Annotated in this window: 19 protein-coding genes; 14 read left to right on the forward strand and 5 right to left on the reverse strand. The window is 71.4% G+C overall.

Translation table 11 applies throughout. From position 1 onward, the window contains the following. Positions 1-47 precede the first annotated feature (47 nt). The 3 genes from ispG (at position 48) to ACI7BZ_RS04620 (ending at position 2,856) form a co-directional block, all read left to right on the forward strand. A complete protein-coding gene (gene ispG / locus ACI7BZ_RS04610; RefSeq protein WP_414116019.1) occupies positions 48-1,358 on the forward strand; it encodes a flavodoxin-dependent (E)-4-hydroxy-3-methylbut-2-enyl-diphosphate synthase in 1,311 nt (436 codons plus the stop codon). 112 nt (positions 1,359-1,470) lie between these two features. Beyond that, positions 1,471-2,265, forward strand: a complete 795-nt coding sequence (locus tag ACI7BZ_RS04615; RefSeq protein ID WP_414116020.1) for a DUF2076 domain-containing protein — start codon at positions 1,471-1,473, stop codon at positions 2,263-2,265. Positions 2,266-2,490: 225 nt separating this feature from the next. Then, positions 2,491-2,856, forward strand: coding sequence for a helix-turn-helix domain-containing protein (locus ACI7BZ_RS04620; protein WP_414116021.1), 366 nt, complete (start codon positions 2,491-2,493; stop codon positions 2,854-2,856). 83 nt (positions 2,857-2,939) lie between these two features. On the opposite strand, the gene ACI7BZ_RS04625 is transcribed toward ACI7BZ_RS04620, so the two are convergent. From ACI7BZ_RS04625 to ACI7BZ_RS04640, 4 genes are all read right to left on the reverse strand, one after another. Beyond that, the gene (locus tag ACI7BZ_RS04625) at positions 2,940-3,386 is read right to left on the reverse strand and encodes a hypothetical protein (protein WP_414116022.1); all 447 of its coding nucleotides are present in this window, start codon (positions 3,384-3,386) and stop codon (positions 2,940-2,942) included. Positions 3,387-3,530: 144 nt separating this feature from the next. Then, positions 3,531-3,974 (reverse strand): Crp/Fnr family transcriptional regulator, encoded by a 444-nt coding sequence (locus ACI7BZ_RS04630; RefSeq protein WP_414116023.1) that lies wholly within the window; start codon positions 3,972-3,974, stop codon positions 3,531-3,533. Next, positions 3,971-6,655 (reverse strand): ABC transporter transmembrane domain-containing protein, encoded by a 2,685-nt coding sequence (locus ACI7BZ_RS04635; protein ID WP_414116024.1) that lies wholly within the window; start codon positions 6,653-6,655, stop codon positions 3,971-3,973. The genes ACI7BZ_RS04630 and ACI7BZ_RS04635 overlap by 4 nt, the downstream gene beginning before the upstream one ends. Before the next feature lie 50 nt (positions 6,656-6,705). Beyond that, positions 6,706-8,889 carry a CHASE2 domain-containing protein gene (locus ACI7BZ_RS04640; protein ID WP_414116025.1) on the reverse strand — a complete coding sequence of 728 codons (2,184 nt, stop codon included), beginning with the start codon at positions 8,887-8,889 and terminating at the stop codon, positions 6,706-6,708. A 300-nt stretch (positions 8,890-9,189) separates the two neighbouring features. On the opposite strand from ACI7BZ_RS04640, the gene ACI7BZ_RS04645 reads away from it, so the two are divergent. The 7 genes from ACI7BZ_RS04645 (at position 9,190) to mraY (ending at position 17,364) form a co-directional block, all read left to right on the forward strand. Further along, positions 9,190-9,663: a division/cell wall cluster transcriptional repressor MraZ gene (locus tag ACI7BZ_RS04645; RefSeq protein ID WP_414116026.1), complete on the forward strand. Its 474-nt coding sequence runs from the start codon at positions 9,190-9,192 to the stop codon at positions 9,661-9,663. Further along, positions 9,660-10,697, forward strand: coding sequence for a 16S rRNA (cytosine(1402)-N(4))-methyltransferase RsmH (rsmH, locus tag ACI7BZ_RS04650; RefSeq protein ID WP_414116027.1), 1,038 nt, complete (start codon positions 9,660-9,662; stop codon positions 10,695-10,697). The genes ACI7BZ_RS04645 and rsmH overlap by 4 nt, the downstream gene beginning before the upstream one ends. Before the next feature lie 5 nt (positions 10,698-10,702). Next, positions 10,703-11,317: a cell division protein FtsL gene (gene ftsL / locus ACI7BZ_RS04655; RefSeq protein WP_414116028.1), complete on the forward strand. Its 615-nt coding sequence runs from the start codon at positions 10,703-10,705 to the stop codon at positions 11,315-11,317. A 259-nt stretch (positions 11,318-11,576) separates the two neighbouring features. Continuing rightward, positions 11,577-13,274 (forward strand): peptidoglycan D,D-transpeptidase FtsI family protein, encoded by a 1,698-nt coding sequence (locus ACI7BZ_RS04660; RefSeq protein ID WP_414119086.1) that lies wholly within the window; start codon positions 11,577-11,579, stop codon positions 13,272-13,274. A gap of 80 nt (positions 13,275-13,354) precedes the next feature. Beyond that, the gene (locus tag ACI7BZ_RS04665) at positions 13,355-14,836 is read left to right on the forward strand and encodes a UDP-N-acetylmuramoyl-L-alanyl-D-glutamate--2,6-diaminopimelate ligase (RefSeq protein WP_414116029.1); all 1,482 of its coding nucleotides are present in this window, start codon (positions 13,355-13,357) and stop codon (positions 14,834-14,836) included. A 2-nt stretch (positions 14,837-14,838) separates the two neighbouring features. Continuing rightward, positions 14,839-16,272 carry a UDP-N-acetylmuramoylalanyl-D-glutamyl-2,6-diaminopimelate--D-alanyl-D-alanine ligase gene (locus ACI7BZ_RS04670; protein WP_414119087.1) on the forward strand — a complete coding sequence of 478 codons (1,434 nt, stop codon included), beginning with the start codon at positions 14,839-14,841 and terminating at the stop codon, positions 16,270-16,272. A gap of 6 nt (positions 16,273-16,278) precedes the next feature. Next, entirely contained in the window at positions 16,279-17,364 is a 1,086-nt protein-coding gene (gene mraY / locus ACI7BZ_RS04675; protein ID WP_414116030.1) for a phospho-N-acetylmuramoyl-pentapeptide-transferase, read from the forward strand. Between the two features lie 75 nt (positions 17,365-17,439). Here the strand turns inward: mraY and ACI7BZ_RS04680 are convergent, their stop codons facing one another. Then, the gene (locus ACI7BZ_RS04680; RefSeq protein WP_414116031.1) at positions 17,440-17,658 is read right to left on the reverse strand and encodes a YgaP family membrane protein; all 219 of its coding nucleotides are present in this window, start codon (positions 17,656-17,658) and stop codon (positions 17,440-17,442) included. Positions 17,659-17,851: 193 nt separating this feature from the next. Here ACI7BZ_RS04680 and murD point away from each other — a divergent pair, with 193 nt between their 5' ends. From murD to ACI7BZ_RS04700, 4 genes are all read left to right on the forward strand, one after another. After that, the gene (murD, locus tag ACI7BZ_RS04685; protein ID WP_414116032.1) at positions 17,852-19,417 is read left to right on the forward strand and encodes a UDP-N-acetylmuramoyl-L-alanine--D-glutamate ligase; all 1,566 of its coding nucleotides are present in this window, start codon (positions 17,852-17,854) and stop codon (positions 19,415-19,417) included. 183 nt (positions 19,418-19,600) lie between these two features. After that, the gene (locus ACI7BZ_RS04690) at positions 19,601-20,509 is read left to right on the forward strand and encodes a TIGR01459 family HAD-type hydrolase (protein ID WP_414116033.1); all 909 of its coding nucleotides are present in this window, start codon (positions 19,601-19,603) and stop codon (positions 20,507-20,509) included. A 99-nt stretch (positions 20,510-20,608) separates the two neighbouring features. Beyond that, a complete protein-coding gene (locus tag ACI7BZ_RS04695) occupies positions 20,609-21,559 on the forward strand; it encodes a bifunctional riboflavin kinase/FAD synthetase (protein WP_414116034.1) in 951 nt (316 codons plus the stop codon). 61 nt (positions 21,560-21,620) lie between these two features. After that, positions 21,621-22,865: an aminotransferase class I/II-fold pyridoxal phosphate-dependent enzyme gene (locus ACI7BZ_RS04700; protein ID WP_414116035.1), complete on the forward strand. Its 1,245-nt coding sequence runs from the start codon at positions 21,621-21,623 to the stop codon at positions 22,863-22,865. The last annotated feature ends 12 nt before the right edge of the window (positions 22,866-22,877 follow it).

Consider the following 22,877-nt stretch of genomic DNA (forward strand, 5'->3'; position numbering starts at 1 on the left):
CCGCGCGCACCTGAAATCTGATGGCGCCTGCCAAGGACGGACCCCAGATGACCACGCCCCTGCCCCAGCCCGTGGTACCCGCCGAACTGACCCAGGCCGGCCCCACCACGCGGCGCCCCACCGTGGGTGTCATGGTGGGCCGGGTGAGGGTGGGCGGCGGCGCGCCGGTGGTGGTCCAATCCATGACCAACACCGACACCGCGGACATCGCCGGCACGGTGCGCCAGGTGGCGGCGCTGGCGCGCGCCGGCTCAGAGATCGTGCGCATCACGGTGGACCGCGACGAGGCCGCCGCCGCCGTGCCGCACATCAAGGAGAAGCTGCTGGCGCAGGGCATCGACGCCCCGCTGGTAGGCGATTTCCATTATATCGGCCACAAGCTGCTGGCCGACCATCCGGCCTGCGCGCAGGCGTTGGACAAATACCGCATCAATCCCGGCAACGTGGGCTTCGGCGACAAGAAGGACCGGCAGTTCGCCGCCATCGTCGAAACCGCCATCCGCCACGACAAGCCGGTGCGCATCGGCGCCAACTGGGGCTCGCTGGACGGCGAGCTGCTCACCCGCCTGATGGACGAGAACGCCCTGCTGCCGAACCCGGCCGAGGCGCGGGTGGTGACGCGCGAGGCGCTGGTCCGCTCCGCCCTGCTCTCCGCCGCTCTGGCAGAGGAGATCGGCCTTGGGCGCGACCGCATCATCCTCTCGGCCAAGGTTTCGGCGGTGCAGGACCTCGTTGCGGTCTATTCCGAGCTGTCCCGCCGCGCCGATTACGCCCTGCATCTCGGCCTCACCGAGGCGGGCATGGGCTCCAAGGGCATCGTCGCCTCCACCGCCGCCATGGGGGTGGTGCTGCAGCAGGGCATCGGCGACACCATCCGCGTGTCGCTGACGCCCGAGCCCAACGGCGACCGCACCCGCGAGGTGCAGGTGGCGCAGGAGATCCTGCAGACCATGGGGCTCAGAACCTTCGTTCCGCTGGTGGCCGCCTGCCCCGGCTGCGGTCGCACCACCTCCACCGTGTTCCAGGAGCTGGCGCAGAGCGTGCAGGACATGATCCGCACCCGCATGCCGGTGTGGAAGGCGCAGTATCCCGGCGTCGAGACCCTCAACGTGGCGGTCATGGGCTGCATCGTGAACGGGCCGGGAGAGAGCAAGCATGCCGACATCGGCATCTCCCTGCCCGGCACCGGCGAAACCCCGTCCGCGCCCGTCTTCATCGACGGCAAGAAGGTGGCGACCCTGCGCGGCGCCAATATCCAGGACGAATTCCGCCAGATGGTGGAGGCCTATGTGGCCCGCCGCTTCGGCGTCGGCGCCCCGGCCGGCGATGCCGCCTCCCCCGCCAGCGCCGCCGAATAGCCGGCAAGGGATCTGCGACTTTACGCAACGTTACGAAAATTTCATCTGCCCCGCCCTTCCGGCGCCGTTCTCGCCTGCTCATATCCAGCCCGTCTAACCACCGGAGACGGAAATGACCCCCGAGGAACGTGCCCTGATCGACGGCTTGTTCGACCGCATGCGCGGTGTGGCGAGCCAGCCGCGCGACGCTGAAGCGGAGGCGTTGATCGCGCGCCGCGTCGCCGAGGCACCCTTTGCGACCTATGCCCTTGCCCAGAGCGTGATCGTGCAGGAGCACGCGCTCCAGCAGGCCTACGCCCGGGTCCAGGAGCTGGAATACCAGCTGCAGGATGCCGAGGCGCGCGCGGCGGACGCCCAGTCCCGCCAGGGTGGCGGCGGCTTCCTGGGTGGCCTCTTCGGCGGCTCGCGCCCCTCCGTGCCCTCGGCCGGAGCGCGGACGGCCGGTGCTCCCATGGGCGTGCCGCAGGGTTACGCTCAGCCCGGTTATGCCCAGCAGGGCTATGCCCAGCCCGGCGCGCCCCAGCAGGGCGGTTACCCCCAGCAGGGTGGCCCCTGGGGCCAGCAGCCGATGCAGCAGCGCGGCGGGTTCGGCGGCGGCGGCTTCCTGCAGGGCGCCCTTGCCACTGCGGCTGGCGTGGCCGGCGGCGCGCTGCTCTATGACGGCATCAAGAACATGATGGCCGGCGGCGACGGCGCCATCGCCCAGCAGGCGGCGGCGGATATCGGCAAGCCCGCGGGCGATGCCGGCTCCACTGGCGATCTCGGCAGCGACGCGCAGGCGGCGCTGGGCGGGAACGAGGCCCAGCCGGACAATTTCTGGAACGCCGACACCCAAGGCGAGACCCAGGAAGCCAGCTATGACGACGGCGGCGACTGGGGCGGCGGCGACGACAGCTCCTGGGCCTGATGCCATCGGCACCGGCCGGCGGCGCACCCGCGCCGCGGATGCCGGCTTCATGAATGCGAACGGCGGCGCCCTGCGCCGCCGTTCTTTTGCCTGCCCGGTCCCGGCCGCAACGCCTTCTCCAGCGTGAAAGGCGAGGGCGATTCACCGATCAAATTAATTCAATTTGACCGGATCGCGCTCTAGCCTCCGGCGGCAATCCCCATCGAGGAGCCGGCCGGACCCGCCATGACCCCCTTTGGACGCCGGGTGCGCGACCTGCGCGCCGCCCGCGGCGTGACCCTCAGCGAGATGGCGCGCGCCATCGGCGTCACCCCCACCTATCTCTCGGCGCTGGAGACAGGCAAGCGGGGCAAGCCCACCTGGGCGCTGGTGCAGCGGGTGATCGCCTATTTCAACGTGATCTGGGACGAGGCGGAAGATCTCCAGCGCCTCGCCGAAGTCTCGCGGCCGCGGGTGGTGGTGGATACCGCCGGCCTCAGCCCGCAGGCCACCGAGCTGGCCAACCTGCTGGCCCGGGAAATCGGCCACCTGCCCCCGGAGGCGGTGGCCGAACTGCTGGGGCGCCTCAAGATCCTGCGCAAGCGCGCCTGATCCCGGCGGCTCCGCGCCGGACCGGACCGGCTGGCACGAAGGCCCGTGAGCTCGGCTCACGGGCCTTCCGCGGGTCGCAAACGTCAGGGCTTCAGGCAGACCGCCACGATCTGCTTCACCGGATGCAGACACTCCACCTCGGTCTTGTCGGCGCGGGCCGAGATGACGGCGATGTGCTGCAGGCCCCGGTCCTGGTTCACGCAATAGCCGCCGATCAGGCTCTCGCCGGCTTCGCAGCTCGCAAGGCAGCCGGCCGCCGGGCAGGCGGCGGCGCGCACGGTGATGTTGGCGGAACCCGGCGCGCCGGCCACGCCCTGCGCCCCCTGCGGACCGGCCGGACCCACGGGACCCTGCGCACCGGTGGGGCCGGCGGGACCTGCCGGTCCAGCCACGCCGGCGGCACCGGCAGCCCCCTGCGGACCGGCCACGCCGGCCGGGCCCTGCGGACCCGCGGGGCCGGGCGCCCCCTCGAAACATGCGGCGAGAGACAGGGCCAGAATCAGCCCGATCACAACCTTGACGACTCGCATCCCGATACCCCCAGTAAAGAATGGCGCGGCATGGTGGAGTGTGCCGCAACGGGATGCAAGCGGGCCAGCCGGGCAATAGATGCGCCGGCTCATCATCTCCCGGAAAAGGCCCCGGGCGGGGCCCGCAGAGCCTGGCCCAGGCGCTCAGCCCCGCGCCTTCACCAGCGCCCGCGTGGTCTCCTGGAGCCGGAAGGCGAGGTCGCGCAGCACCGCGCGGGCGAGGGACGGCGTGCGGTCCAGAAGGGCGAGGAACAGGTCGGTCTCCATGCGCAGCACGCTCATGGGTTCGCCCGCCCGCACCGTGGCGCTGCGCGGCTCGCCGGTGAGCACCCCCATTTCCCCCACCACCGTATCGCGGCCCAGCCGCGCCACCTCGTGCGCCGCCCCGCCGGCCGTCACCTCGATGATGGCCACCCCCTCCAGCACCACATAGGCGGCGTCCGGCGCCTCCCCCTGCTGGAACAGGATGTCCCCCGCGGCCACGTCCAGCCGCGCGGCGGAAAAGGCCAGCAGGCGCAGCTGGCTGGGCTCCAGTTCGCGGAACATGGGAATGCGGGCCAGGGTGCGGGCCTCGTCGTCGATGCTCATGACATGTCGCTTTCGGAACTGGCGGGGTGGGCCTGCGCCACGTCGATGCGCTCGACCTGCCCATGGGCCATGACCACCACCTGGGAAAAGAGGTGCAGGGGCTCGCCCGCATCCAGCACCACGAGGCTGGTGCGCCCGGCGCGCTGGGCCAGCACCTGCTCCAGCAGCCGGCTCTGCTCGGCGGGGGAGAGCGGCACCAGCGCATCGTCGATGATGAGCACGCTGGGGTCGGCCACCAGGCACCGCGCGAGGGTGAGCTTGCCCCGCTCGGCGGCGGACAGGGGCAATCCCCCCTCACCCACCGCCACATCGAGGCACAGCCCTTCCACCGCGCCGATGAGCCCGTCCAGCACCAGGCAGTCGCGCACCAGCTCGTCCACCACCGCCGCCGCCCCCGCCCGATCGGCGGCGATGCGGCCGAACAGCAGGTTCTCGCGCACCGACAAGGCCGCGCAATAGGCCGCCGGTTGGTAGCGGGCGAGGGGAATTGCGGCAATCTCCTTCAGATGCGCCAGCTGCGCCCGGCCGTGCAGCGCCCGTTCCTGCCACGCCGCATCGATGAGGCCGAAGCGGTGGCGCGGCTCGCAATAGCGCCCGGCGATGCGCAGGAGCAGGGCGCGGTCCTCGCCCTCCGCCGCCGCCGCCGTCCCGCTTTCATGGGTGGCGAGGCGGCTCGCCTGCGCCACCTCCTCGGCCCGCAGCAGGCCCTTGGTGTCGATGCCCGCCAGTTCCTCCGGCCCGCCGGCAAGGTCGGCCAGCAGGCGCAGCACGCCATGGCCGAAAGCGGGCAGGTCGTCGGCCAGGCCCGCCTTGCGCAGCAGCGGCGCCAGCGCCGGCTCGCCCAGCAGCGAGGCGGAGCCGCGCCGGTCATGGAGCGGGGTGGCGAACAGGATGTTCTCGGCCAGCGTCATCCAGCGGTTGAAGCTAGCGAAGCGGAACGGCTCCATCAGCACCCGGCCGGTGTCCGCCTCCCGCCGCGCCACCGCGTCGGTGACCGCGGCGCGCAGGGTGACGAGGCGCTCCGCCAGCGCCGGCGCCTGTTCCGGGTCGAGCCGGCGCTCCAGGCCGAGCCGCACCACCAGGTCACCGAGCCCGGCCTGCCCCAGCGCCGCCAGCACCCGCCGGTCGAGGGCGGCAGCATCGGCCAGGCCGTAGGCGGCAAGGTCGATGGCCTGCGACGGATCGCGCCCGGGCCGCCGCCGCAGGGCGCACACCAGGTTTTCCCGCAACGACCCGGTGAGCACGATGGGATCGCCCCCGGCATAGGCCACATGCCGGCCGAGCAGCGCTTCCGAAGCGCTGGCCAGATCGTGCCCGCCCATGCGCACCGAGCCGCTGTAGAGGGAGATGGCGCGCCCGCACACCCGGGCCACCGCGTGCTTGCCGCCGGCATCGGGGCCGGTGAGGGCGGTGGCGGTGCCGGCCTTCACCTCGAAGCTCACCTCCTCCAGCAGCACGCTGCCGGCGGGGTCCACCACGCCGAGGTCGGCGATCTTCACGCTGGCGTCGAACGCCGGCTGCGGCCCCTCCTGGTCGGCCTGGGAGCCGGCGGGCCACACCTCCCGCGTTTCCAGGTAATAGCGGGCGAAATCATAGCGCACCTGGGCGATCACCCGCTTCTCGTCCCAGTCGATCAGCTCCTTCAGCGGCTCGGGGATCTGGCCATAGGCCGCCACCACCGCCACCAGCTGGCCGATGTTGATGGCCCCCGACAGGGCCAGCCAGCCGCCGACGAAATAGAACACCAGGGTGGGCACGTCCGACATGAGCAGGTTCAGCACCCGGTCGGTGGCGTTCTGGCGCTTCATGTCCAGGTTCGCCTCGGAGACGGCGCCGAGGCGCTCGTCCACCTCCGCGCGCTCCCACGGGCTGGTGGCGAAGCCGTGCACCAGCGGCAGGCGCTCGATGCCGGACATCACCCGCTTGCCCAGCGCCACCGCCTCGCGCTGCAGCACCTTCAGCTTGCCCGCATTGTCCCGCCGCTGCACGCCCAGCAGCCCGTAGTTCAGCACCAGGATGCCCACGGCGCAGGAGCCGAGCAAGGCGTTCTGGGTGAAGATGAGCAGCACCGCCGAACCGATGAGGCCGGCCGATTTCAGCGGCTGCGCGAAGGCCATGCCGGCGAAGGGGGAGATGGGCCCCACCTCGAAGCGCAGCATGTTGCCCACTTCCAGCGCCTTGCTCTTCATCGGCGCTTCCGGCCGCAGGCGCTGGATCACGTCGAACAGCTCGCGGCGCAGGCCGACGATGATGCGCTCGCCCAGCCGCGCCTTGGCCATGTCGATGAGCCGGCCAATGTGCTGCTGGATGAGCTGGAGCGCGAACAGCACCGCCGCAAGGCCCGCCAGCAGGCCGAAGCCGGTCACCTCGAAGCCGGGAAACGACACCAGCACGGCGCCACCGAGGACCTCGGGCAGCGCCAGATCCACATCCAGCAGCCGGGGCACGGTGCCGCCGATGGCGTCGGTCACGCCGTTGACGATGAGGCGCGGCAGCTCCAGCGAGGCATAATTGAAGGGCAGCAGCAGCAGCACCAGCGCGAACAGGCGGATGTGGCTCATGGGCGAGGCCCGCCACAGGTAGCCCAGAACCGTGCGCGGCAGCGCATCGCCCGGTGCCGGCGCGCCCGGCGGCGGTCGCTCGGGTCCGGTGGGCAAAGGCGTGGGTCGTTCGCCGCTCATCGGTTCCTTCTTGCGTGTCCCGTCGTGGCTTGGCAAGAGTGCCCGGCGCCTCAGGTGCCGCCGGGCGCGGCCGGTGCCAGCGCCGCGCGGCAGCGCTCCCCGTAAAGGGCATAGAAGCGGTGCAGCCGGGCCGGCGCCGCCTCGGCCAGCCCCTCGGCGAAGGGGGCGGCGACGGCGAATTCCCCCGCCCCGTAGGCGGCCATCAGCGCCGCATGGCGCCGCGCCAGCACCTCGAAGCCGGACGAGGCGGCAAAGGCGGCATCGCCGGCCAGCAGATAGAGCTGGCTCGCCCGCGACTTGCCCTTCAGCATCAGAAGGTCGGCCTCCAGGAAGGCGAGGCCCGGCGCCGCCGCCCGCGTCACCTCCGAGACAAGGATGTCCACGCGCATGCCCTTGGTGGCCCCCTCGATGCGCGAGGCGAGGTTCACATCGTCGCCGAGGCAGGAATATTCGAGCCGCTGGTCGGACCCCAGGTTGCCCACGCAGCACGGCCCGGTGGCAAGGCCGATGCCGCAGCGCACGGGGGCGAAGGGCCGGCCCGCCGCCTGCGCCTCGCGCGCCCACACCTCGTTCAGGCCATCCAGCCGCCGCGACATGGCCAAAGCGCACAAGGCGGCGTTGCGGGCGTGGTGGGGGTCGTCCACCGGCGCGTTCCAGAAGGCCATGATGGCGTCGCCGATATATTTGTCGATGGTGCCGCCATGGGCCAGCACCACCTCGGTCATGGGGGTGAGGTAGGAATTCATGAAGCGGGTGAGGGCCTGCGCATCCATGGTTTCCGACAGCGAGGTGAAATCGCGCAGGTCGCAGAACAGGATGGTGATCTCCCGCGTCTCCCCGCCGAGGACCAGGCGCTCGGGATGGGCGGCGAGGCGGTCCACCACCTGGGGCGAGACGAAGCGGCCGAACACCGAGCGCACCCATTTCTTCTGCCGCTGCTCGTCGCGATACAGGGCGAGGACGCCGAGGATATAGACCCCCAGCACCGCCGCCCCCGGCCCCATGGGGTCCAGCAGCAGGTCCGCCCGGGTGAAGGCCAGCCACGCCCCCGCCCCCAGCATCGACAGCGCCGCCACGCCGGCAAGCCCCGCCGCCACCGCCGAAACCCGCGGCAGCACCAGGGCCAGCACCAGGCCGAGCAGCGCCGCCAGCACCATTTCCGCCCCGCGCGCCCAGTCCGGCCGCACCAGGTTCGCCCCGCTGGCCACATGCTCGATGAGCTGGGCCTGCACCTCCACGCCGGCCACCGCGGCATCGAGTGGCGTGGCGCGGGTGTCCTTCAGCCCGGCCGCGCTGGTGCCCACCAGCACGATGCGGCCGTCCACCTCCGCGGCCGGGACGGCGCCCTCCAGCACCGCTGCAGCGGAGAGGAAGCGGCGCGGATCGGTGGGGGTGAAGCGCACCCGCACTTCCCCCTGGGCATCGGTGGGCACGTCGAGGGCGCCGATCTTGATCGCGGTGATGCCGGATCGGGTGCCGAAGCCCTCGTCGCCGCTGGCGTTGGAGGCCCGCACCACATAGGTGCTCGCCCCCTGCGCCACCCGCAGCGCCTCGGCGCCGAGGCCGGGTACGAGGCGGCCGTCGAGGGCCAGCAGCAGCGGCACCCGGCGCACCACCTGGTCGCGATCCGGCAGCCAGTTGAGCGCGCCGATGCCCCTGGCCGCCTGCGCCAGCAGCGGCAACGGCGCCACCGCGCCGGAGAAGTGCGGGACGAAGCCGAGGGGATCGTCGCCGGCGCTGGCGAGGCCCCATTTGGCGGGATAGGCGGCCCCCGGCCGCTCCACGGTGAGCACCGCCCCCAGCACTGAGGGCGCGGCGGCGAGGGCGCGGGCGAGCTTTTCGTCATTGCCCTCGCGCCCGGCCAGCGCCGCCGCCACCGGCCCGCGCACATCCTCCGGCAGCAGGCCGGCCACCGCGGCGGGATCGAGCCGGTCGGGCTCGGCGAACACCATGTCGAAGGCGATGGCGGCCGCGCCCATGCCGGCGAGCCGCTCCACCAGCGCCGCCACGGTGGCGCGGGGCCACGGCCATTGGCCGAGACGGGCCAGGGAGGCCTCGTCCACATCCACGATGCGCACCGGCAGTTCGGGATCGTAGGGGCGCGGCGCGGCGCGCTGGTAGAGATCGAACAGGCCGTTGCGCAGGTCGGCCAGCGGCGCGGGATCGGCACCCATCAGGAGGAGGCCGGCGGCGAGCGGGCCGCCCACGGCGAGCCAGTAGAGGCGGGACCACATGCGGGACTTGGGCCTTCATGCCGGTGAACCGCGCGAGCCTAGCCCGGGCCGCCGCCGGGAGAAAGCCGGCCGGCCCACCTGCCGGGGGCGGCAACGGCGCCACCCCCGGCATCGGCGGGGCGGGGCGGGAATTGAGCGCGTCCTCCGGTCAAATGGACCCCGGACGCCCATGCCAATCCGTTGACGACCCATGCTCACCCATGTTAGCCCATTGTTACCCATGAACAGGATGGACGGCTTTCGCCGTCGGGCGGACGGCCTCCATCAGCCAGCCGCCGCAGGAAGGGGCACCCGGGCGCCATGGACCGCTTCGTGTCCACCTACACGATGCGCCTCGACGCCAAGGGCCGGGTTTCCATCCCCGCGCCCTACCGCACGGTGCTGGCCAAGGACGGCGCGGAGGGCCTCTATTGCCACCCGAGCCTTGCCGAACCCGCGCTGGATGCGGGCGGAAACCGGCTCATCGGCGAGATCGACGCCCTGATCGAGCGCTACCCGCCCTATTCCGAAGCGCGCGAGGAGCTGGCCGCCGCCCTCTACGGCACCAGCGAAACCCTGCGCATCGACCCGGAAGGCCGGGTGGTGCTGACCGAAAGCCTGAAGGCCCACGCCGCGATCACCGACCAGGTGTCGTTCGTGGGGCTGGGGCACAAATTCCGCATCTGGGAACCGGAGCGGCTGAAGGCGCATCTCGCGGAGGCCACCCAAAAGGTGCGCGAGCTGCGCCGGGCCATCGGCTCCCGAGCGCAGAACCCGGGGAGCGTCACACCATGACGACGGGCCACGGCGACGGCCCCGCCGACGCCGCTGGCGGACCGGCCCGTCATCTGCCCGTGATGCTCGCCGAGGTTCTCGCGCATCTCGCGCCGAAGGAGGCCGGCCGTTACGTGGACGGCACCTTCGGCGCGGGAGGCTACACGCGGGCCATCCTCGCCGCCGCCGACTGCCGCGTGCTGGCCATCGACCGCGACCCCACCGCCATCGCCGCCGGCCAGGCCCTTGTCGCGCAAAGCGCGGGCCGCCTGGTGCTGGTGCACGATCGCTTCTCCCGCCTGGACGAGGACGCCGCAGATCACGGCTTCGCCCCCCTCGACGGGGTGGTGCTGGACATCGGCGTCTCCTCCATGCAACTGGACGAGGCCGAGCGCGGCTTCTCCTTCCGCCGCGACGGGCCGCTGGACATGCGCATGGGCGACACCGGGCGCTCGGCGGCGGACCTCGTGGCCGAGCTGGATGAGACCACCCTCGCCCATGTCATCTGGTCGCTGGGGGAGGAACGCCAGTCGCGCGCCATCGCCAAGGCCATCGTCAAGGCCCGCGCCGAGGCGCCCATCACCCGCACCACACAGCTGGCCGAGATCGTCGCCCGGGTGGTGTGGGCCAAGCCCGGCGAGATCCACCCCGCCACCCGCACCTTCCAGGCCCTGCGCATCGCCGTGAACGAGGAGCTGGACGAGCTGGTGCGGGCGCTGGCCGCCGCCGAGCGGGCGCTGGCCCCGGGCGGGCGCCTGGTGGTGGTCACCTTCCATTCCCTTGAGGACAGGATCGTTAAGACTTTTCTGTCAAACCGGGCAAAGGCACCGTCCGCCTCGCGCCACCTGCCGCAAGCGGAAGGGCCGGAGCCCTCCTTCCGCCTGCTGGCGAAGGGTGTGGTGGAAGCCGGCCCCGAGGAAGTGGCAGGAAATCCGCGTGCAAGGTCCGCGAAACTTCGCGCGGCCGAGCGCACGGAGGCCCCGGCGCATCCGGGCGGTGACCTGATGGGGCTGCTTCCCGCCCCACCACCGCAACGCCACGGGCGGAGACGCTAGGACAGATGTTTCGTGTCGCCAACGTCGTGATGATCGTCGCGCTGCTGGTGACCGCAGCGGTGGTCTACCAGCTCAAATATGCCTCGACGGCCGAAGCCGAGCGCCTCGCCTCTTTGCGTGTCCAGATCCGCAAGGAGCGCGACGCCATCTCCCTGATGAAGGCGGAATGGGCGCGGCGCACCTCGCCCATCTACATCCAGGGCCTGGTGGAACGGCACCTGGACATGAAGCGGCTGGACGTGGAATCCATCTCCAGCCTCGACGACCTGCCGGAGAAGCCGGCGGGCTCCACCGACGGCATCGGCGACATTCTCGAAGCCCTGGTGGACGCGCCGCTCGTCACCGCCTCCACCGGCTCCGCCAGCACCAGATCCACCGGCGGCGGCGCCGCGCCTGCCGGCACGGGCGGGGCAAGCGTGCCCGCCACCTCGGCGCTGCGGCCCGCAAACCCGCCGCCCAAGCCGGCTGCCGCCCCGTCCCGTCCGCCCGCGCCGCGACCCGCCCCGGTGGCGCAGCAGGCCCCCGCCGAGCCGCCGCCCCCGGCCCCGGCATCCCCGCCCGCCCCGGAAAATCCGCTGGAACGCCTGCTGCCGCCCGGCTTCATGTCCGGCTGGCGCTGACGAGGTCGCCATGGTCGATTTCACCGCCCTCACCGCCCGCCTGTCCCGCATCGCGAGCGCCGCCGCGGCCGCCGCCGGCCCGGCCGTGAAGCGCGCCGACGACGCCTGCGCCGTGCTGCTCGACACCCTGTCCCGCCAGGCCGGCGCCGGCGGGCGCGCCGCCCTGCGCGGCCTGCGCCGCGGCGCCATCGCCAGCTGGGCGGTGCTGTGGCCGCTCTCCCTGCGCCTCGCCCATCTCGCCTACCGGGGCGGCCGCCACATGGTGCGGGGCCTGTTCGGCATCGGCCGCGGCGATGCGGAAACCGTCGCCCGCGGCCGCATCAAGCTGGTGATGGTGGCCTTCTGCGCGGTGTTCGCGGCCATCGCGGTGCAGCTTGCCCACCTTGCCGTCACCGCCGAGCCCGGCGCCAGCCGCGGCCGCGGCTCCGATGCGGTGGCCTCGGCCCGGCCCGACGTGATCGACCGCAACGGCGACATCGTCGCCATCGACGTGAAGTCCCCCTCCCTGTTCGCCGAGCCGCGCCGCCTCATCGACCCCGACGAGGCGCTGGAAGGCCTGCTCAAGGTGCTGCCCGACCTGGACGTGGAGGAAACCCGCAAGCGCCTGAATTCCGGCAAGGGCTTCGCCTGGCTGAAGCGGGAGATCACCCCGGCGCAGATGCGCGCCATCCACCGCCTCGGCCTGCCCGGCATCGGCTTCCTGAAGGAAAACCGCCGCATCTATCCCGATGGCCCCATCCTCTCCCACGTCATCGGCGGGGTGAATGTGGACAACCAGGGCATTTCCGGGCTGGAGAAATATATCGACGGCCGCGGCCTCGCCGAGCTGCACATGGCCGGCTTCGCCACCGACCTCCAGCAGGAGCCGGTGCAGCTCTCCATGGACATGCGGGTACAGCACGCGGTCCGCGACGAGCTGCTGAAGGCGAAGAACAAGTTTTCCGCCCTGCACGCCATGGCCGTGGTGACCGACGTCAATACCGGCGAGATCGTCTCCATGGTCTCGCTGCCGGACTTCGACCCCAACGCCCCGGGCAATCCGAAGGATGACGCCTATCTCAACCGCCTCACCACCGGCGTGTTCGAGATGGGCTCCACCTTCAAGGCCCTGTCGTTCGCCATGGCGCTCGATTCCGGCAGGATCGGCCTCAATTCGTCGTTCGACGCGCGCGGCGCCATGCATTTCGGCCGCTTCAAGATTTCCGACTACCACGCCGAAAACCGCGTGCTCAGCGTGCCGGAGATCTTCCTCGTCTCCTCCAACGTGGGCACGGCGAAGATGGTGCTCTCCCTCGGGGTGGAGGCGCACAAGGCGTTCCTGAAGAAGATGGGCCAGCTCGACCGGCTGCGCACCGAGCTGCCGGAAAGCGCCGAGCCCATCGTCCCGCGCCGCTGGGGCGAGCTGAACTCGGCCACCATCGCCTTCGGCCACGGCCTTTCGGTGGCGCCGCTGCAGGCGGTGATGGCGGTGAATTCCATGGTGAACGGCGGCTATCTCATCCCGCCCACCTTCCTCAAGCGCTCCGAGGCGGAGGCCCAGAAGGTGGCGGTGCGGGTGCTGAAGCCCGAGACCTCGGACAAGATGCGCTACCTCATGCGCCTGAATGCCGAGAAGGGCACCGCCGGCAAGGCCGAGGTTCCCGGCTACCTGGTGGGCGGCAAGACCGGCACCGCCGAGAAGGTGGTGAACGGGCGCTATGCCAAGAACAAGCTGCTCACCTCCTTCACTGCCGTGTTCCCCATGGATCGCCCGCGCTACCTGGTGCTGGTGATGCTGGACGAGCCCAAGGCCACCGCGGAAACCTACGGCTTCGCCACCTCGGGCTGGAACGCCGCGCCCACAGCGGGCAAGATCGTGGAGCGCGTCGCGCCCCTGCTGAACATCGCGCCGCGGCAGAACCTGCCCAATGCGGAACAGCTCCTGCGCGGGTCGCAGAAGGTCGCCGAGCGGCATTGAGGTGGCGCCGGCAGCCCCGGCCGGCGTTTCCCTTTACGGCAAGGTGACAACCCAGGGGCGCAAATGCCAGAAGGGGCGCAATGACCCACCTTACGCTCGGACAGCTGCTGGACGGCCACGCCCGCATCCTCTCCGCCTCCGGCGCGGCGCGGCCGGTGGGCGGCATCACCGCCGACAGCCGCAAGGTCAAGCCGGGCGACCTGTTCGTCGCCGTTCCCGGCACAAGGGACGACGGCGCGCGCTTCGTGCGCGACGCCCTCGCCCGGGGGGCGCAATCGGTGCTGATGGAGCCCACCGCCGGCCTGCACGAGGCCCCGCGGGACATCACCTTCGCCTTCTCCCTGGACGTGCGGCTCTCCCTCGCCATCGCGGCGTCGCGCTTCTATCCCCGCCAGCCGAAAACCATCGCCGCCGTCACCGGCACCGCGGGCAAGACCTCGGTGGCCTATTTCCTGCGGCAGATCTGGGCGCATCTGGGCCACCGCGCCGCCTATCTCGGCACCATCGGCCTGGTGGCGCCCGACGGCGCCACCTATGGCAGCCTGACCACGCCGGACCCGGTGGAGCTGCATGCCACCCTCGACCGGCTGGCGGGCAGCGGCGTCACCCACATGGCGCTGGAAGCCTCATCCCACGGGCTCGACCAGAAGCGCCTGGACGGCGTGCGCCTCACCGCCGGGGGCTTCACCAATCTCGGCCGCGACCATCTCGACTACCACCCGAGCATGGACGCCTATTTCAAGGCCAAGCTGCGCCTGTTCACCCAGGTGATGCCGGTCTCCGGCACCGCCGTGGGCGTCCTGTCCGCGCCCTATGCCGCCACCGCCCTCGCCTGGGCCCGCACCCGCGGCCTTACCACCGTGTCCATCGGCGCGGACCCCTTCGACGCCCCAACCATCGAGATCCTCGCCGTCACCGGCGCGCCGGGCGGGCAGAGGGTGCGGCTCGATGCGGCCACCGGCGCCGGGCTTGAAGTGACCGTGCCCCTGGTGGGGCGCTTCCAGCTGGACAATGCGCTGCTGGCGGCGGGCCTCGCCATCGCCTGCGGGGCGCCCCGACGCGAGGCGATCGAGGCCATGGGCATCCTGAAGGGCGTGCCCGGGCGCCTCGAACGCATCGGCGAGGACCCCGGCCGCCTGGTGTTCGTGGACTACGCCCACAAGCCGGAGGCGCTGGCCACCGTGCTCGACACCCTGCGGGCCGCCGTGCCCGGCCGGCTGCTGGTGGTGTTCGGCTGCGGCGGCGACCGCGACCGCGGCAAGCGCCCGCTGATGGGCGCCATCGCCGCCAACAAGGCGGACCTGGTGATCGTCACCGACGACAACCCCCGCAGCGAGGACCCTGCGACAATTCGCGCAGAGATCCTGGCCGGGGCGCATGGTGCGCAGGAGATCGGCGAGCGGGCGGACGCCATCCGCGCGGCCATCGCCCTGCTTCAGCCCGGGGATGCGCTGGTGATTGCCGGCAAGGGTCACGAAACCGGCCAAATCATCGGCGACCGGACATATCCGTTTTCGGACGCGGGGGAGGTCCTCGCGGCCCTCAGGGAGCTGTCGGCATGAGCATGAGCGGTCGCCTCCTCCACACCCTCGCTGAAATGGAACAGGCCATGGGCGCCGGCGTGCGCGGCGCGCCCGGCGCCGTCACCGGCGTGTCCATCGACAGCCGCACCCTCCAGCCTGGCGACGCCTTCTTCGCCATCACCGGCGAGAACAGCGACGGCCACGCGCATGTGGGCAAGGCGCTGGACGCCGGCGCGGCGGTGGCCGTGGTGGCGCGGGAGAAGGCGGACGCCTTCCCGCCCGATGCCCCGCTGCTGCTGGTGGACGACGTGCTCGGCGCCCTCGCCGACCTCGGCCGCGCCGCCCGCGCCCGCTCCACCGCGGGCATCGTGGCCGTCACCGGATCGGTGGGCAAGACCACCACCAAGGAGGCCCTGCGCATGGCGCTGGGCGCCGACGGGGAGACCCACGCCTCCGCCGCCTCCTACAACAATCACTGGGGCGTGCCCCTCTCCCTCGCCCGCTTCCCGCGGGAGGCGCGCTACGGCGTGTTCGAGATCGGCATGAACCATCCCGGCGAGATCACGCCGCTGGTGCGGATGGTGCGCCCGCAGGTGGCCATCATCACCACCGTGGAGCCGGTGCACATCGCCCAGTTCTCCGGCATCGCGGAGATCGCCGACGCCAAGGCGGAAATCTTCGACGGGCTGGAGCCGGGCGGCACGGCGGTGCTGAACCTGGACAATCCCATGTTCGGCCGGCTGAAGGCGGCCGCCGAGGCCCGCGGCGTGGCGCGCATCGTCACCTTCGGCGCCACCCCCGGCGCCGACGTGTGGCTGAAGGAGGCGGCGCTGCAATCCTATTGCTCGGTGGCTGTGGCGGACGTGATGGGCGTTCCGGTCACCTTCAAGGTGGGCATGCCCGGCCGCCACATCGTGCAGAATGTGCTGGCGGTGCTCGCCACGGCGCGGCTGCTGGGCGCCGACCTCGCGCTGGCCGCCCTGGCCCTGTCGCGGCTGAAGCCGCCGCCGGGGCGCGGCGTTCCGCTGCGGCTCGCCGTCAAGGGCGGGCCGGCGACCCTGCTGGACGAAAGCTACAACGCCAATCCCGCCTCCATGCGCGCCGCCCTCGACGTGCTGAGCCGCACCCCGGTGGGTCCGCGTGGCCGGCGCATCGCCGTGCTGGGCGACATGCTGGAGCTGGGACCGGACGGGGAGACGCACCATGCCGACCTCGCCCCCGCCATCGTCGCGGCCAAGATCGACCAGGTATTCTGCTGCGGCCCGCAGATGCACGCTTTGTGGCAGGCATTGCCTTCCGAGCGGCGCGGCGGCTATGCCATGCACGCAACCCATCTCGAACCCATGGTGGCCTCCGCCCTGCGGGGCGGCGACACGCTCATGGTGAAGGGGTCCAACGGCAGCCGCATGGGGCCGCTGGTGAAGGGCCTTGCCGAACGCTTCCGCACGGGCGAGGACGCGCTCCTCGAAGGATGAGGCCTCATGCTCCAGTGGCTTGCCGAGTTCCACCAGTCGTTTCCCGCCTTCAACGTGTTCCGCTACATCACCTTCCGCACCGGCGGGGCGGTGGTGACGGCGCTTTTGTTCGTGTTCCTGTTCGGCCCGGCCATGATTTCCATGCTGCGGCTGAAGCAGGGCAAGGGCCAGCCGATCCGCACCGACGGGCCGCAATCCCATCTGCTCACCAAGAAGGGCACGCCCACCATGGGCGGGCTGATGATCCTGTCCGGCATCGTGGTGGCCACCCTTTTGTGGGCCAACCTCTCCAACCCCTATGTCTGGGTGGTGCTGGGGGTGACGCTGGGCTTCGGCATGATCGGCTTCTACGACGACTTCCTGAAGGTGACGAAGCAGACCCATAATGGCCTGTCCGGCAAGGCGCGCCTTGGCATCGAGGCGGTGATGGCGGGCATCGCGGTGGCGGTCATCATGCAGGTGGGCAAGCCCGGCCTTGCCACCTCGGTGGCCTTCCCCTTCTTCAAGGACCTGCTGCTGGACCTCGGCCTGTTCTTCGCCGTGTTCGGCCTGTTCGTCATCGTGGCGGCGGGCAATGCGGTGAACCTCACCGACGGGCTCGACGGCCTGGCCATCGTGCCGGTGATGATCGCCGCCGGCTCGTTCGGCTTCATCGCCTATCTCGCCGGCAACGTGCTGTTCGCCGACTATCTGCAGATCCATTATGTGGCGGGCGCCGGCGAGCTGGCGGTGATCTGCGGCGCGGTGATGGGGGCGGGCCTCGGCTTCCTGTGGTTCAACGCGCCCCCGGCCCAGGTGTTCATGGGCGACACCGGCTCGCTGGCGCTGGGCGGGCTGCTCGGCACCGTGGCGGTGGCCACCAAGCACGAGATCGTGCTCGCCGTCATCGGCGGCCTGTTCGTGCTGGAGGCGGTGTCGGTGATCGTGCAGGTGGCCTCGTTCAAGCTCACCGGCAAGCGCGTGTTCAAGATGGCCCCCATCCACCACCATTTCGAACAGCTCGGCTGGACCGAGCCGCAGGTGGTGATCCGCTTCTGGATCATCGCCGTGGTGCTGGCGCTGGCGGGGCTGGCGACGCTGAAGCTCAGGTGAGCGGATCGCCATCGCCGGCAAACGAAAAAGGGCCCGCGAGGCATTCCCCGCGGGCCCTTTTTCGTACGTGGCCGCTTATTTCCGCCCGCAGGTGCTGATGCCCAGCAGCGGATAGGCCGGGCAGAAGCGGAAGGCGGCGGTGAGCAGCATCACCACGCCCACGGCACCGATCAGCCACGCCCAGTTGCCAAGCCCCGCCAGAGCCGAAACGGAAGGTGCGACGAACGGCACCAGGATCAGCACGATACCGACGACGAACCGCAGCACGCGGTCGATCCCACCCACATTGGCCATGCCCTGCTCCTTTTGAAGTCCTGAACATTCAATGTTCTTAATGTTGCCTTGGGTCAAGGGCGGAGTTTCCCGGAGGCAGGGGGTGCGACGCACCGGCACCGGAGGGCGGCGCACAAAAGCGGTTCGCACTTTGCGCGATCATGCACTAGAGCAGTAACGTCACGCGTTGCCCCTTGAGATTTTTGAGCTGCCGATGATCCCCGTCACCGTCTTCAAGGACCAGACCGTCGCCCTTTTCGGGCTCGGCGGCTCGGGTCTCGCCACCGCCGAGGCGCTCAAAGCCGGCGGCGCCCAAGTCGTCGCCTATGACGATTCCGAGACCTCCCGCCGCAAGGCCGGCGAGGCCGGCATCCTGGTGCAGGACCTCCATGACATCGACTGGACCATCGTCCAGGCCCTCATCCTCGCCCCCGGCGTGCCGCTGACCCACCCGGAGCCGCACTGGTCGGTGAAGCTGGCGCAGGCGGCGGGCGTCGAGATCATCGGCGACATCGAATTGTTCTGCCGCGAGCGGCACGCCATCGCCCGGCGCTCACCCTTCATCGCCATCACCGGCACCAACGGCAAGTCCACCACCACGGCGCTCATCACCCACATCCTGCGGGTGGCCGGGCGCGACGTGCAGATGGGCGGCAACATCGGCACCGCCATTCTCTCCCTGGCTCCGCCCAAGGCGGGGCGGGTGCATGTGGTGGAATGCTCCTCCTACCAGATCGACCTTGCCCCCTCCCTCGACCCCTCCGTGGGGGTGATGCTGAACATCACGCCCGACCACCTCGATCGCCACGGCAGCATCGGGAATTATGCGGCGGTGAAGGAGCGCCTGGTCACCGGCGTCGAGGGCACCGGCACGGCGGTGGTGGGGGTGGACGACGACTTCTCCGCCGCCATGGCCGATCGCGCCGAGCGCGCCGGCACCCATGTGGTGCGCATCTCGGTGAAGCGGCCCCTGCCGGACGGCATCTGGCGCGAGGGCGAGACGCTGGTGGCGTCCGAGGGCGGGGCCGAGCGCTTCCGCCTGCCCCTGGGCGGCATCGGCGCCCTGCGCGGCGCCCACAATGCCCAGAACGCCGCCGCCGCTTATGCCGCCTGCCGCGCCGTGGGGGTCGCCCCCGAGGTGATCGCGGTGGCCATGAAGCGCTTCCCCGGCCTCGCCCACCGCATGGAAGAGGTGGGCAACAAGGGGTCCGTGCTGTTCGTCAACGACAGCAAGGCCACCAATGCGGATGCCGCCGAGCGGGCCCTGTCCAGCTTCGAGGACATCTTCTGGATCGCCGGCGGCAAGCCGAAGGCGGGGGGCATCACCCCCCTCGCCCCGTGGTTCGCGCGGGTGCGCAAGGCCTATCTCATCGGCGAGGCGGCGCAGGATTTCGCCCGCACCCTGGGCGACGGCGTAGCCCACGAGCTGGTGGGAACCCTCGACAAGGCGGTGGCGGCGGCCACGCGCGATGCGGAAGCCTCCGGCCTGCCCGCACCGGTGGTGCTGCTCTCCCCGGCCTGCGCCAGCTTCGACCAGTATCCCAATTTCGAGGTGCGCGGCGACGCCTTCCGCGCTCTGGTGCGCGAGGTTCCCGGCGTGGAGGCGCGCACCCGCTCCACCGTGCCCCTGGCTCAGAAGGAGCCGCCGAGAAGCGGGCACCCGGGTGGGCACCCCCACGGCATGGGCAACCCCCATGGTGGCAACCCCCATGGCGGCGGACATCCCCATGGGGCGGGACATGCCCACGGTGGCGGGCACCCCGGCAAGGCGCATCCCTGACGCGCCGGTGCAGCTCCGCCCTGCACGCTGCACCCTTGTGGTTCGCCGCCCGCCGTGGCACCTGTGCGCCGCACAAGAGCCGGACCTGCCCCCCGGGCTGTGATGCCATGGGACCGGCCCGGGCTCGAACGCGCGGTCCGCTGCGGCGGGCGGCGCATCCCATGTGGCGCCGGAGACGATTTCATGGCCGAGGGCACCCCGCCGAACGGGCACGCAGAACACCCCCACCACGCACCGCCCGTGGTGCCCGGCCTCTCCGCCTTTGCCGGCGAATACGACCTGATCCTGTGCGACGTGTGGGGCGTGGTGCATAACGGCGTCGCCGCCTTCCCCGCCGCCTGCGCGGCGCTGGGCCGGGCGAGGGCCGGCGGGGCCAGCGTGATTCTCGTCTCCAACGCGCCGCGGCCCAACGGCTTCGTGCGCGACATGCTGGACCGCTTCGGCGTGCCGCGTTCCGCCTATGACGCCATCGTCACCTCCGGCGACGTGACGCGGGACGTGCTGGCGGCCCGCCCGGGCGCGCGCATGTTCCATCTCGGCCCGCCCCGCGACGTGGGCACCTTCGAGGGGCTCGACCTCACCCTCGCCCCCCTTGCCGAAGCGGACGTGGTGGTGTGCACTGGCCTTCTCGACGACGACACCGAGACGCCGGACGATTACCGCGGTCAATTGAATGAGATGAAGGCCCGCGCGGTGCCCCTCATCTGCGCCAATCCCGACCTGGTGGTGGAGAAGGGCGACAAGCTCATTTATTGCGCCGGCGCCATTGCCGAGGCTTATGAGAAGATCGGCGGCGAGGCCATCTGGTGCGGCAAGCCCTATCCGGCCATCTATGCCACCGCCCTGACGCGGGGCGAGGCCCTGCGCGGCGGCCCCATCGACCGCAGCAAGGTGCTCGGCATCGGCGATGCCCTGCGCACCGACATCGCCGGCGCCAACGATGCGGGCTTCGACAGCCTGTTCATCTCCAGCGGCATTCATGCCCACGAGCTGAAATCCATCGACGGCGCCGTGCCGGACACCGCCTCGCTGGCGGCGCTGTTCACCGGCCATGCCCACCCGCGCGGCGTCATGCCCCGCCTGGCCTGGTGAGAGGCGCCCCGGCGCGCCGCCCTTGACGCCCGGCGGCGCCAGAGCCTAGAGCCGGAGCACCTGTCCCGCCCGACCCTGAGGCAAGGCCCGCGCCCGTCGATGAACGCTCCGTCCTCCCCTGATTTCGTCCTGGTGCGCGGCGCCGAGCCCCTGCCGGCGGCTCTTGCGCGGCCGGTGGTGGCCATCGGCAATTTCGACGGCGTGCATCGCGGGCACCGGGCGGTGTTCGATACCGCCAGCGCCATGGCGCGCGATGCCGGCGTGCCCGCCGTGGCGCTCACCTTCGAGCCCCATCCGCGCACCTTCTTCAATCCCGCTGCCGCTCCCTACCGGCTCACCCCGGAGCCGCGCAAGCTGCGCCATATCGCCGAGAGCGGCCTTGCCGGGGCCATCGTGCTGCCGTTCGACGCCGCCCTGGCCGCCATGGAGGCGGAAGCCTTCGTGCGCGACATCCTGGTGGAGCGCTACCATGTCAGCGGGGTGGCGGTGGGTTTCGATTTCCATTTCGGCCGCGCCCGCGCCGGCTCCCCCGCCTTCCTGGAGGAAGCCGGCCGGCGCCACGGCTTCTCGGTGCGCGTGGTGGAGCCCATGCGCGACGAGGGGGACGCCATCTCCTCCACCGCCGTGCGCGAGGCGCTGGCGTCCGGTCAGGTGGGGCACGCCGCCCACATGCTGGGGCGCCCCTTCGCCGTCGCCGCGCAGGTGATCCACGGCGACAAGCGCGGCCGCACCCTGGGCTTTCCCACCGCCAACCTCGCCCTCGACGACGATCTGCGGCTTGCCTTCGGCATCTATGCGGTGCGCGTCCTCACCCCGGCCGGGTGCTTCGACGGCGTGGCCAATTATGGCCGCCGGCCCACCTTCGACAATGGCCGGGCGCTCCTGGAAGTGCATGTGTTCGACTTTTCCGGCGATCTCTACGGCGCCACCCTGGAGGTGGAGTTCCACGCCTATCTGCGGCCGGAGCTGAAGTTCGACGGCATCGACGCCCTCGTCGCCCAGATGCATGCCGACGCCCGCCAGGCCCGCGCCGTGCTCGCCGGGATGTGAGGCGCCGCCCGCGTTTTGAGTTAGCCGCACCTTAACCGGGCGGGTGCATGGTGGCGGGAACATGACCGCCAGAAAAGCTCCACGCACCGTGCCCGCGACCCCATCCACCGCCGAGGACCTGCGTTCGCCCTTCATCCGCCTGGCCGATCTGCTGGCCGGCCTGGAGCCCGGCCGCGCGCCGCTCAGCGCCGCGGTGGGCGAGCCCCAGCACGCCATGCCGGATTTCGTCGGCCCGGTGCTGGCCGGTGCCCTGCCCGGCTTCGGCCGCTATCCCCGCGCCGAGGGCACCCAGAGCTTCCGCGCCGCCGCCGCTCACTGGCTCGGCCGGCGCTATGCCCTCGCCCGGCCGCTCGACCCGGACCGGGAGGTGCTGGCGCTCAACGGCTCCCGCGAGGGCCTGTTCTCCGCCGCCATCGTGGCCCGCCGCCTCGCCGACCCGGCCAAGGCGGCGAACGGCCGCCCGGCCATGCTGCTGCCCAACCCCTTCTATGCCGCTTATGCGGCGGGGGCAGAGGCGGCCGGCTGCGAGCCGGTGGTGATGCCGACCACCAAGGCAAGCGGCTGGCTGCCCGACCTCGACGCCCTCGACCCCGCCCTGCTGGCGCGCACCGTGGCCATCTTCATCGCCTCTCCCGCCAACCCACAGGGGTCGGTGGCATCGGCGGCCTATCTCGCCCGCGCGCTGGAGATCGCCCGCCGCCACGGCGCCTTCCTGTTCTCGGACGAGTGCTATTCGGAAATCTATCTCGGCGCACAGAAGCCGCCGGGCATCCTTGAGGTGGCCGATGGCGACCTTAACCGGGTGGTGGCGTTCAATTCCCTGTCCAAGCGCTCTTCCCTGCCCGGCCTGCGCTGCGGCTTCTGCGCCGGCGATGCGGCTTTCCTGAAGGACTTCCTCGCCTTCCGCTGGGTCGCGGCGCCGCAGGTGCCCGAGCCGCTGCAGGCGGTGGCGGTGGCGGCGCTGGAGGACGAGGCCCATGTATCCGCCTCCCGCGATCTCTACCGTGCCAAGTTCGATCTGGCCGACCGCATCCTTGCCGGCCGCTTCGGCCATGTGCGGCCCGACGGCGGCTTCTTCCTGTGGCTGGACGCCTCCCACCTCGCCACCCCGGGCCAGTCCGGCGGCGAGGCGGCGGCGGTGAAGCTGTGGCGAGACCAGGGGCTGCGCACCGTGCCCGGCGGCTATCTCGCCCGGCGCGACCTTTCGGGCGCCAATCCCTGTGCCGACTACCTGCGCGTCGCGCTGGTCCAGGACCTTCCCACCTGCGAGGAGGTGCTCCACCGCCTCGTCGCCGCCCTCGCCTGAAGGAGAGCCGCG

This window comes from Xanthobacter sp. AM11 (assembly GCF_047444035.1).
Classification (GTDB): domain Bacteria; phylum Pseudomonadota; class Alphaproteobacteria; order Rhizobiales; family Xanthobacteraceae; genus Xanthobacter.

Excerpts from the sequence above, each read along its gene's own strand:
- ACI7BZ_RS04615 (WP_414116020.1), top strand. The coding sequence starts at position 1,471 with ATGACCCCCGAGGAACGTGCCCTGATCGACGGCTTGTTCGACCGCATG.
- ACI7BZ_RS04625 (WP_414116022.1), bottom strand. The coding sequence starts at position 3,386 with ATGCGAGTCGTCAAGGTTGTGATCGGGCTGATTCTGGCCCTGTCTCTC.
- ACI7BZ_RS04670 (WP_414119087.1), top strand. The coding sequence starts at position 14,839 with ATGAGCGGTCGCCTCCTCCACACCCTCGCTGAAATGGAACAGGCCATG.
- ACI7BZ_RS04695 (WP_414116034.1), top strand. The coding sequence starts at position 20,609 with ATGAACGCTCCGTCCTCCCCTGATTTCGTCCTGGTGCGCGGCGCCGAG.
- ACI7BZ_RS04620 (WP_414116021.1), top strand. The coding sequence starts at position 2,491 with ATGACCCCCTTTGGACGCCGGGTGCGCGACCTGCGCGCCGCCCGCGGC.
- ACI7BZ_RS04680 (WP_414116031.1), bottom strand. The coding sequence starts at position 17,658 with ATGGCCAATGTGGGTGGGATCGACCGCGTGCTGCGGTTCGTCGTCGGT.
- rsmH (WP_414116027.1), top strand. The coding sequence starts at position 9,660 with ATGACGACGGGCCACGGCGACGGCCCCGCCGACGCCGCTGGCGGACCG.
- ACI7BZ_RS04630 (WP_414116023.1), bottom strand. The coding sequence starts at position 3,974 with ATGAGCATCGACGACGAGGCCCGCACCCTGGCCCGCATTCCCATGTTC.
- ACI7BZ_RS04640 (WP_414116025.1), bottom strand. The coding sequence starts at position 8,889 with ATGTGGTCCCGCCTCTACTGGCTCGCCGTGGGCGGCCCGCTCGCCGCC.
- murD (WP_414116032.1), top strand. The coding sequence starts at position 17,852 with ATGATCCCCGTCACCGTCTTCAAGGACCAGACCGTCGCCCTTTTCGGG.
- ACI7BZ_RS04660 (WP_414119086.1), top strand. The coding sequence starts at position 11,577 with ATGGTGCGGGGCCTGTTCGGCATCGGCCGCGGCGATGCGGAAACCGTC.
- ACI7BZ_RS04690 (WP_414116033.1), top strand. The coding sequence starts at position 19,601 with ATGGCCGAGGGCACCCCGCCGAACGGGCACGCAGAACACCCCCACCAC.
- ftsL (WP_414116028.1), top strand. The coding sequence starts at position 10,703 with ATGTTTCGTGTCGCCAACGTCGTGATGATCGTCGCGCTGCTGGTGACC.
- mraY (WP_414116030.1), top strand. The coding sequence starts at position 16,279 with ATGCTCCAGTGGCTTGCCGAGTTCCACCAGTCGTTTCCCGCCTTCAAC.
- ACI7BZ_RS04635 (WP_414116024.1), bottom strand. The coding sequence starts at position 6,655 with ATGAGCGGCGAACGACCCACGCCTTTGCCCACCGGACCCGAGCGACCG.
- ACI7BZ_RS04700 (WP_414116035.1), top strand. The coding sequence starts at position 21,621 with ATGACCGCCAGAAAAGCTCCACGCACCGTGCCCGCGACCCCATCCACC.
- ispG (WP_414116019.1), top strand. The coding sequence starts at position 48 with ATGACCACGCCCCTGCCCCAGCCCGTGGTACCCGCCGAACTGACCCAG.
- ACI7BZ_RS04645 (WP_414116026.1), top strand. The coding sequence starts at position 9,190 with ATGGACCGCTTCGTGTCCACCTACACGATGCGCCTCGACGCCAAGGGC.
- ACI7BZ_RS04665 (WP_414116029.1), top strand. The coding sequence starts at position 13,355 with ATGACCCACCTTACGCTCGGACAGCTGCTGGACGGCCACGCCCGCATC.